The 9,119-nt window shown below is 70.4% G+C and carries 9 protein-coding genes and 1 pseudogene; 6 read left to right on the plus strand and 4 right to left on the minus strand.

The genetic code is table 11. From position 1 onward, the window contains the following. The 4 genes and pseudogenes from A9O63_RS19860 to A9O63_RS19875 form a co-directional block, all read left to right on the plus strand. Positions 1 to 234 (plus strand): annotated as a pseudogene (locus tag A9O63_RS19860) (sulfotransferase family protein); the annotation flags it as partial. A gap of 284 nt (positions 235 to 518) precedes the next feature. Beyond that, complete coding sequence (gene kaiC, locus A9O63_RS19865) at positions 519 to 2,231, plus strand: circadian clock protein KaiC (protein ID WP_069333442.1); 1,713 nt, start codon at positions 519 to 521, stop codon at positions 2,229 to 2,231. A gap of 2 nt (positions 2,232 to 2,233) precedes the next feature. Continuing rightward, the gene (locus A9O63_RS19870) at positions 2,234 to 2,503 is read left to right on the plus strand and encodes a circadian clock KaiB family protein (protein WP_069333443.1); all 270 of its coding nucleotides are present in this window, start codon (positions 2,234 to 2,236) and stop codon (positions 2,501 to 2,503) included. A 5-nt stretch (positions 2,504 to 2,508) separates the two neighbouring features. Beyond that, complete coding sequence (locus A9O63_RS19875) at positions 2,509 to 3,945, plus strand: HWE histidine kinase domain-containing protein (RefSeq protein WP_069333444.1); 1,437 nt, start codon at positions 2,509 to 2,511, stop codon at positions 3,943 to 3,945. A gap of 6 nt (positions 3,946 to 3,951) precedes the next feature. Here A9O63_RS19875 and A9O63_RS19880 read toward each other — a convergent pair whose 3' ends face one another. The 4 genes from A9O63_RS19880 to A9O63_RS19895 form a co-directional block, all read right to left on the minus strand. After that, positions 3,952 to 4,212 carry a hypothetical protein gene (locus tag A9O63_RS19880; RefSeq protein WP_069333445.1) on the minus strand — a complete coding sequence of 87 codons (261 nt, stop codon included), beginning with the start codon at positions 4,210 to 4,212 and terminating at the stop codon, positions 3,952 to 3,954. 47 nt (positions 4,213 to 4,259) lie between these two features. Then, positions 4,260 to 4,709, minus strand: coding sequence for a universal stress protein (locus A9O63_RS19885; RefSeq protein WP_069333446.1), 450 nt, complete (start codon positions 4,707 to 4,709; stop codon positions 4,260 to 4,262). Positions 4,710 to 4,951: 242 nt separating this feature from the next. Beyond that, on the minus strand, positions 4,952 to 6,013 hold the full coding sequence (locus A9O63_RS19890; RefSeq protein WP_069333447.1) for an FAD-binding oxidoreductase: 1,062 nt from the start codon (positions 6,011 to 6,013) through the stop codon (positions 4,952 to 4,954). A 2-nt stretch (positions 6,014 to 6,015) separates the two neighbouring features. Then, positions 6,016 to 7,248 (minus strand): aromatic ring-hydroxylating oxygenase subunit alpha, encoded by a 1,233-nt coding sequence (locus A9O63_RS19895; protein ID WP_069333448.1) that lies wholly within the window; start codon positions 7,246 to 7,248, stop codon positions 6,016 to 6,018. Between the two features lie 171 nt (positions 7,249 to 7,419). Here A9O63_RS19895 and A9O63_RS19900 point away from each other — a divergent pair, with 171 nt between their 5' ends. After that, positions 7,420 to 8,343 carry a LysR substrate-binding domain-containing protein gene (locus tag A9O63_RS19900; protein WP_069333449.1) on the plus strand — a complete coding sequence of 308 codons (924 nt, stop codon included), beginning with the start codon at positions 7,420 to 7,422 and terminating at the stop codon, positions 8,341 to 8,343. A 60-nt stretch (positions 8,344 to 8,403) separates the two neighbouring features. After that, on the plus strand, positions 8,404 to 9,119 hold a 716-nt coding region (locus A9O63_RS19905; RefSeq protein ID WP_235837009.1), incomplete at its 3' end, for a pyrroline-5-carboxylate reductase family protein.

Raw genomic sequence — 9,119 nt, forward strand, 5'->3', positions numbered from 1 at the left:
GGGCTCGAGCAGCGCGTGGCCGAGCTCGAGCAGTGCGTGGCCGAGCTTGAGGGGCAGGGCGAGGCGCTCGAGCGCCAGCGGAAGGACGCCACCGGGAAACTGGCCGCGGCCCGTCTCCAGATCGCCGAGATGGAGGCGCGCCATGCCGCGATCCTCTCCAGCACCTCCTGGAAGGTGACGCGGCCGATCCGGTCGGCGGTGGAGCGGCTGCACCGCGCGAAACAGCCCTCCTGAGGCCCCGCCCGCAGCGCTCGACCCGAGACGGGCCTCCGCTCCGGCCGCCGCGGGCGGGGCAGGCGGAGCCTGATCCTCCGGCCGAAGCGCACCGAGACGGAACGGCCCGCTGCCGCGCGACCGTGAGGCCGCAGTGCAGCTGCGGCGAAATCCTGCGCTCGCCCCCGAGAGCCGCTTGAAGATAGTGCTCAAGGGCAGTTGAGAATCCGCAGGACGGGATATACTGCTCGCACGCAGGCGGCCTCGAACGGCCGCGGGCCTTGTTAAGCCGAGGTGATGGACCGATGACGTCTCAGTTGGGGATCGGCAAGTCGCCGACCGGCATTCAGGGCTTCGACGAGCTGACACTCGGCGGACTGCCCACCGGACGCCCGAGCCTCGTCTGCGGGTCCGCGGGCTGCGGCAAGACCCTGTTCGCCTCCACCTTCCTCATCAACGGCGTGCGCGACCATGGCGAGCCCGGCGTCTTCGTGACCTTCGAGGAGCGCCCCGAGGACATCGTGAGCAACGTGGCCTCGCTCGGCTTCGAGCTCGACAAGCTGATCGAGGAAGAGAAGATCGCGATGGAACATATCGCGGTCGATCCCTCCGAAGTGGCCGAGATCGGCGACTACGACCTCGAGGGGCTGTTCCTGCGGCTGGAGCTGGCCATCGACACGGTGGGCGCCAAGCGCGTGGTGCTCGACACGATCGAAAGCCTGTTCTCGGCCTTCTCGAACCCCGCGATCCTGCGGGCCGAGATCCGGCGGCTGTTCGACTGGCTGAAGGAGCGCGGGCTCACCACCGTCATCACCGCCGAGCGGGGCGACGGCGCGCTGACGCGGCAGGGGCTCGAGGAATATGTCTCGGACTGCGTGATCCTGCTCGACCACCGGGTCGAGAACCAGATCTCGACCCGCCGCCTGCGCATCGTGAAATACCGCGGCACGGCGCACGGGACCAACGAATATCCGTTCCTGATCGACACCGACGGCTTCTCGGTGCTGCCCGTCAGTGCGCTGGGGCTGATGCATCAGGTGCACGAGGAGCGCATCGCCTCGGGCGTGCCCGATCTCGATGCGATGATGGCGGGCGGCGGCTTCTTCCGCGGCTCCTCGATCCTCGTCTCGGGCGTGGCCGGCGCGGGCAAATCCTCGCTTTCCGCCCATTTCGCCGCCGCCGCCTGCGCGCGGGGCGAGCGGGCCATGTATTTCTCCTTCGAGGAGGCGGCCGATCAGGCGGTGCGCAACATGCGCTCGCTGGGCCTCGACCTCGGGCGCTGGCGCGACGCGGACCTGCTGCGCTTCATGGCGACACGGCCCACCTTCTACAGCCTCGAGATGCATCTGGCGGTGATCCTGCGCGAGGTCATGCGCTTCGAGCCCTCGGTCGTGGTGCTCGACCCGATCTCGGCCTTCACCGAGAGCGGCGACCGGCTCGAGGTGCAGTCGATGCTGCTGCGGATCGTCGATTTCCTCAAGAACCGCGGCATCACCGGCATCTTCACCCATCTCGCCCACAGCCAGAACGAGGCCACGACCGATGCGGGCCTCTCCTCGCTGATGGATGGCTGGGTGCTGATGCTGAACCGCGAGGTGAATGGCGAATTCAACCGCGAGCTCTATCTGCTCAAGGCCCGCGGCATGGCCCATTCGAACCAGGTGCGCGAGTTCCGGATGAGCGACCGCGGCATCTCGCTCCTGCCGCCGCATCTGGGCGAGGGCGGGGCGCTCACCGGCACCGCCCGCAGGGCCGAGGAGGCGCGGCTGCGCCGGGCCGAGGTCGAGCGCAAGACCGAGCTCAGGCGGCTCCAGCAGCAGATCGAGCAGCGCCGCCGCCGGGCGCGCGCGCAGATCGAGGCGCTCGAGGCGGAGCTGCAGGCCGAGGAGATCGCGCTGCAGGCGCTGGTGGAGAGCGAGAGCGCGCACGAGCGACAACGGCTGGCCGATGCCGATGCCTTGGCCCGAAGCCGCGGAACCGGAGGTTTCGCGGACCTCTTGACGAACAAGGGAGAGTGAGCATGCGTCGCCTGGTCCTCTATGTCGCGGGTCAGACCCCCAAGTCTCTGGCCGCGATCAGCAACCTCCGCCGCATCTGCGAGGAAAGCCTGCCCGGCCAGTACGAGGTCGAGGTCATCGACCTGAAGCAGAACCCGCGGCTCGCCAAGGAACACAGCATCGTGGCGATCCCGACCCTCGTGCGCGAACTGCCGGTGCCGATCCGCAAGATCATCGGCGACCTGTCCGACAAGGAGCAGGTGCTGGTGAATCTCAAGCTCGACATGGAGTAGGGCCCGTGACCCCGGCCGAGATCGACGAGCTTCGACGCCGGCTCCACGAGGCCGAAGAGACGCTGAAGGCCATCCGTCAGGGCGATGTCGATGCGCTGGTGGTGGGCGCGTCCGACGACACCGACGTCTACATGATCGGCGGCGATCCCGACATCTGCCGCAGCTTCCTCGACATGATGGAGATCGGGGCGGCCGCGATCGACAATACCGGACGCGTCCTCTACGCGAATGCCGTGCTGGCCGATCTCCTCGGCCGGCCGCTGCCCGAGCTCGAGGGGATGCGGCTGGCCGAGCTGACCGGCGATCCGGCCCTCGAGCGCGAGATCCTCGCAGGCACGCTCCGGCGCCGCCGGATCCCGCTCGGCCCGGAGGGCGCAGAGCGGCAGGTGATGCTCTCCTGCGGGAAGCTGCGGCTCGGCACCGTGTCGGGCCATGCCGTCACCTTCACCGACTTCACCGAGCAGCTCGCGGCCGAACGGTCGCGCCAGAACGAGAAGGCGGCGCTCGCCATCATCGCCTGCGCGAACGAGCCCGTCTTCGTCTGCGACACCCTGGGCCGCATCACGCACCTGAGCGGCGCCGCGGCGGCGCTCGCGGGCAGCGAGGCCATCGGCCGCCCGCTGTCGGCGGTCATGGAGCTGAGCGTGGGCGACGGCACCGGGCTCCTCACGTTGGGCGAGATCGTGGCGCAGGCCATCGAGGGCCTGCCGGTGCAGGGGATCGAGGCGGTCGCGGCCGAGGGCACGCCCTTCTATCTCATCAGCGCGGCCCCGCTTCAGGTGCCGGGCGAGACCGTCAGCGGCTGCGTCATCACCATGGTGGACCTGTCGCAGCGCAAGGCGGCCGAGCGCCACCAGCAGCTTCTGCTGCGCGAGCTCGATCACCGGGTCAAGAACACGCTCGCGCTCGTCATGTCGATCAGCCGCCGCACGATGCACAGCGAGGACACGCTGGAGGGCTACCAGAAGGCCTTCACCGCCCGCATCCAGGCGCTGGCCGCGACGCACAACCTGCTCGCCGCCAAGTCCTGGAGCGACATCTCGATCCGCGACGTCCTCGTGCGCGAACTGGCACCCTACAACGAGGGCTTCTCGCAGCGCATCCTCGTCGAGGTGCCCGAGGTCGAGATCGAGCCGCGCTCGGCCATCGCGCTCGGCCTCGTGATCCACGAGCTCGCGACCAATGCCACGAAATACGGCTCGCTCTCCACGCCGGAGGGGCAGGTCAGGGTCTGCGGCATCCCGTGCTCGGATGATCTTGCAGGCGTCGTCTGCCTCGAATGGCTCGAGCGCGGCGGCCCGCCGGTGTCCGAGCCCACCCGGACGGGCTTCGGCCAGACCGTGATCCGCCACGCCTTCGCCTATGCCGAGGGCGGCGGCGCCGAGGTCAGCTTCGAGCCGGACGGATTGCGCTGCCGGGTCTCGGTTCCGACCGGCGTCTGAGCCGCCTCACCTCCCGCCCCGGCCGAAGAGACGGCCGAGCCAGCCCGGTCCCGGCCGGGCAGGGCTGCGGGCCAGCGCGCCGCGCCCCGCCTCCGTCAGCCGGTAGCGCCGCGCCGTGACGATGCGGAAAAGCCCCAGATCCGTCAGCCGCTCGGCCCTCCGCACGACCTCCTCCTCGGCCTCGGTGAGCGACAGAAGCTCCTCGGGCTGCCGCGCCGCGAGGGCGAGCAGGTCCAGAAGCGGAGGGGGAAGCGGATCGTCGGACATCTGGCCTGCGGGGCGGCGGGGACCGCCCCTCCCTCATTCGCGCCCTGTCAGCGCACCACGAGCACGGGCACCGGGCTGTGGGCCAGCACCTCGGCCGTCTGGCTGCCGAGCAGAAGCCGGCCCAGCCCGCGCCGCCCGTGCGAGGACATGCAGATCAGGCTGCACTCGCGGCTGCGGGCGGCCTCGACGATGGCCTCGGCCGGCAGCGAGCCCGGCACATGCAGCACCTCGGCCGAGACGCCCATCCGGTCGGCGGCCTCGCGGGCGGCCTTGAGGATGCCCTCGGCCCGCTCCTTCTGCCGCGCCTCATACTCGGTATCGAGCTCCACCGGAGCGACCCAGGCCTCGCCGGCCGAAGCGGCATAGAGCGGGAAGGCCTCGGTCACCGTGATGATCGTCACCTTCGCGCCGAGCGCCCGCGCGAGGGTGAGCCCATGATCGAGGCCCTTGCCGGCGGTTTCGGACCCGTCGGTGGCAATGAGAATATGATGGTACATGACCGCTCCTGTATCTGGATGAGAGGATCCGGCGTCGCGAGGGTCCGTCTCCCCCTTCGCACAGAGGAACCGCAATGTCCGGGAAAATCAAGGAGAAGCCGCGCAGCCCGCGGCCTTTGGCCCGCCGCGCGGGGGCCTCGCGCCGCAGGCCCGGGAAGAAATGCGGCTGCGGTCCGCTGCGCCGGCCGCGGCCCGCGACGCCTTGCGCGCAGACCGCACCGGCGCGCCGCTCGGGACGTGCGTCACAGGTCCAGCGTCACCCGCCCCTGGGGCCGTGCGCAGCAGGCGAGGATCGTGCCCGCCGCGATCTCCTCGTCCGAGATGCCGCCGTTGTGGACCATCGCCACCTCGCCCTCGATCTTCTGCACCTTGCAGGTGCCGCAGAGGCCGAAATTGCAGCCCGAGGGGATGTTCAGCCCCGCGCGCCGGGCCACCGCCAGCACCGTCTCGGTGCCGTCGCAGGCCACCCTCACCCCCGAGGCCGCGAAGCACAGTTCGGAGACGGCGGCGGGTTCGGGGATGTCGACCGGCAGTTCCTCGAGCGCCGGGGCCGCGAAACTCTCCTCGTGGTAGCGGTCCATGTCGTAGCCGAGCGAGACCAGCATCTCGCGCACCGCCTGCATGAAGGGCTCGGGCCCGCAGCAGAACACCTCGCGCTCGAGATAGTCGGGCGCCATCAGCCCCAGCATGATCTGCGAGAGCCGGCCGCGGTAGCCCGTCCAGACCGAGAAAGGATCCTCGTCCTTCACGGTGAAGCGCAGCTGCAGGCCGGGCACGCGGCGCGCGAACTGCTCGAGCCTGCGGCGGAAGATGATCTCGGCCGGGCTGCGGGCCGCGTGGACGAAGACGATGTCGGGCATCTCGCCCGAATCCCAGGCCCAGGTGGTCATCGACATCATGGGCGTGATGCCGGAGCCCGCCGAGATGAACAGGTATTTCGGGCTGCGGTGCCGCAGCGAGGTGAACTGCCCCGCCGGGCCGTAGGCCTTGATCCGCATCCCGGGCTTCAGCTTGTCGAGCATCCAGCGCCCGCCGATCGAGCCCGGCTGCGCCTTGACCGTGACCGAGATCGACAGCGGCCGCGAGGGCGAGGAGGAGATCGTGTAGGTCCGCTGCACCCGCCCGCCGGGCACCGGCAGGTCAAGCGTCAGGAACTGGCCCGGCTGATAGTCGAACCAGGCGCCCGAGGGCGCCCGGAAGGCGAAGGTGGCGCAGCTCTCGGTCTCGGGAATGACCATCGCGCATTCCAGCTCTTCGCTGTCGCTCCAGGGCTCGGCGGCCCAGTTCAGGCGCGGCCGGGCCATGGCTATTCCGCGGCCATGGCGGAGGGACCGGCGAGGCCCGCCGTCATGGTGCGCACATACCAGTCGACGAACTGGATCACGCCGCTCTCCTGCCGGACGGAATAGGGACCGGGCTCGTAGGCGGGCGAGGAGACGCCGATCTGGTTCTCCTCGACCACGCGGCGGTCCTCGTCGTTGGTGGCGGTCCAGACCTCGGTCAGCCGGGCGAGGTCGTAGTCGCGCCCCTCGACCGCGTCCCTGTGCACGAGCCATGTGGTCGTGACTTCCGTTTCGGTCGGGCTGACCGGCAGGATGCGGAAGTTCAGCACATGGTCCGAGAGGAAGTGGTTCCAGGTGTTCGGATAGTGGAAGAAGAGGAGCGAGCCTGCATTGTCGAAGGGAAGGCCGGGGATCCGCGGCGCGGCCGCCCGGCCGTCCATCGTGTAGCTCACCGCCTCGCCCACGAAGGGGATCCGCACCAGCCGCCATTGCTCGTCGCCGCCGATCAGGTAGCGCGAGGGCAGCCCCGCCGCCTCGCAACGCGCCACATGGGCGGCGCCCGCGGGCGAGGACAGGCTGTCGTCCGATCCCACGAGGTCGGGATCGTCGTTGAAGGTGCGACAGAGCGCGGGATGCGACCCCGCGCAATGATAGCACTCGCGGTTGTTCTCCATCACCAGCTTCCAGTTCGCCTTCTCGAGGATCGAGGAGCGGTGCGCGACCTTCAGCTCGTCCAGCCGGTGCGGCGCCGCATAGCGGTCGGCGGCGACCTTCACCTCCGAGAAATCGGGCGGATCCGCGGCGAGGCACAGGAAGACCATGCCCGCGGCGATCTCGCAGGCGACGGGCTTCAGCCCGTGGCGGGCGGGCTCGAACCCGGGGCCCATGTCGCGGGCCCACAGAAGCCGTCCGTCCGTCTCGTAGGTCCATTGGTGATAGGGGCAGACCAGCTTCGCGGCCTGGCCCGAGGGTTTGGAGCAGATGCGGCTGCCGCGGTGGCGGCAGGAATTGTGGAAGGCCCGCACCGCCCCGTCCGATCCGCGCACGATCACCAGCGGATAGCGCCCCAGCTGCAGCGTGACATAGCTGCCCGCGCGCGGCAGCTCGGCCGCCGAGGCCGCGAAGATCCAGCTGCGATACCAGATCGTCTCGAGATCGGCCTGATGGACCGAGGCGTCGGCATAGAAGGGCCGGGCGAGCGAGAAGCCCGACCGCTGGCTGTGAAGGAGGGGGAGCAGATCTGAGGGGTGGGCCATGGACGAAGGATCCTTGCGGGGCCGGAGGCGCGGCGGGGCTGGCCGGCGGATGGCTCGGGAGAACCGCCGGTGTCGCGCAGGATCCGGGCTGCGACACTCTTGCTCAACTGCAGAAATCCGTGCAGGTTGGATAACCACCGGTTATGGATCACAGGCAGATCGGGCCGCCTCATGCTTCCGCTTCGCCGCAGCATTCCCTCCCTCGGCGCGCTCGCCACCTTCGAGGCGGCGGCGCGGCTCGAGAGCTTCACGCTCGCCGCAAACGAGCTCGGGGTGACGCAGGCCGCGGTCAGCCGCCAGATCAAGCTGCTCGAGACCGACCTGAACACGCCGCTCTTCCTGCGCGCCCACCGCCGGGTGGTGCTGACGCCCGAGGGCGCGGCGCTGGCGGCCACCGTCACCGGGGCCTTCGGGCGCATGGCCGAGATGATCGAGACCATCCGCCAGCCGCTCGCGCCGGACACGGTGACGGTGCGCGCCTCGCTGGCCTTCAGCCATTTCTGGCTGCTGCCGCGGCTGGCCGATTTCCGGGCCCTGCACCCCGAGGTGAAGCTGAAGCTGGTGGCCGAGGATGCGACGGGAGACCTGCGCCGGGAGAGGGTGGATCTTGCCATCCGCTACAGCCGTCCGCCCTTCGAGGACGGGCGATCGGTGGCCGATCACCGCGACGAGGTGTTCCCGGTCTGCAGTCCCGCGCTGCTCGAGCGGTTGGGCCTCGAGGCCGCGACCGCCGACCCCCGCAGCCTGCCCCTGATCGCCTCGGACAGCGTGAACCCGGCCTGGCTCACCTGGAAGTCCTGGGCGCGCAGCCTCGGGCTCGATCCGGCGCTGGCGCGGGCCTCGGATGCGAGCCGGCTGCGGTTCAACCACCACACCGACTCGATCCAGGCCGCGATCAACGGCGAGGGGGTGGCGCTCGGCTGGGCGCTGCTCCTCTCGCGGCTGCTGGCCGAGGGGCGGCTCGTGCGGGTGGGCCAGACCTCGCTCGTGCCCGAGGACCGCTACCATGTGCTCGTGCCCTTCGGCCGCGAACCCTCGCCAGCCTGCCGGGCGCTGCTCGACTGGATCAAAGGTTGCCTTGAGAGCGATGCATAAGCGTGCATCATGTGTAGGAATGCGACGCCCTCTGGTGCAGAGGCGACGTGGAGGGGGAGGATGACCATGCGGATCGGGATCATCGGCGGCACCGGATGGCTGGGCGCCGCGCTCGTGCGGGGGCTTCTCGAGCGGCCGCTCGCAGCCCCTGCGGAGATCGTCGTCCTGAACCGCAGCGGCCCGCGGCCCGATGCCTTTCCGCGGCCGGTGATCTGGGCCCGCGACGCAGACGACCTCGTGGCCCGGAGCGAGGTGGTCGTGGTCTCCGTGCGGCCAGAGGACTGGCCCGCCCTCCGCCTGCGGGCCGAAGGGCGGCTCCTCCTCTCCTTCATGGCGGGCGTGCCGCTCGATCTGCTCGGCAGAAGCGGCGCGCGCTGCGTCCGGGCCATGCCCAATGCGGCGGCCGAGATCGGCGCCTCCTATACGCCCTGGGTCGCGGATCAGGCGGTGACCGAGGCCGACCGGCGCACCGTGACCACGATCCTGTCGGCGATCGGCTCGTCGGACCCGGTCGAGACCGAGGCGCAGATCGACCTGATGACGGCGGTCTCCGGTTCGGGCCCGGCCTATCCGGCGCTGATGGCGGCGGCGATCCTCGAGTTCCTGCGCGCCGAGGGCGTGCCCGAGACGGTCGCCCGCCGCTCGGCCGAGGCCGTCGTCTGCGGCGCGGCCCCCCTTCTTGCGGGCCGGATCGAGACGGCGCCCGACCTCGTGGGCACCTTCCGCTCCTATGCCGGCACCACCGCCGCGGGCCTTGCGGCCGCCGAGCGCGCGGG

Source organism: Cereibacter johrii (assembly GCF_001720585.1).
In the GTDB taxonomy this organism is placed as follows: domain Bacteria; phylum Pseudomonadota; class Alphaproteobacteria; order Rhodobacterales; family Rhodobacteraceae; genus Cereibacter_A; species Cereibacter_A johrii.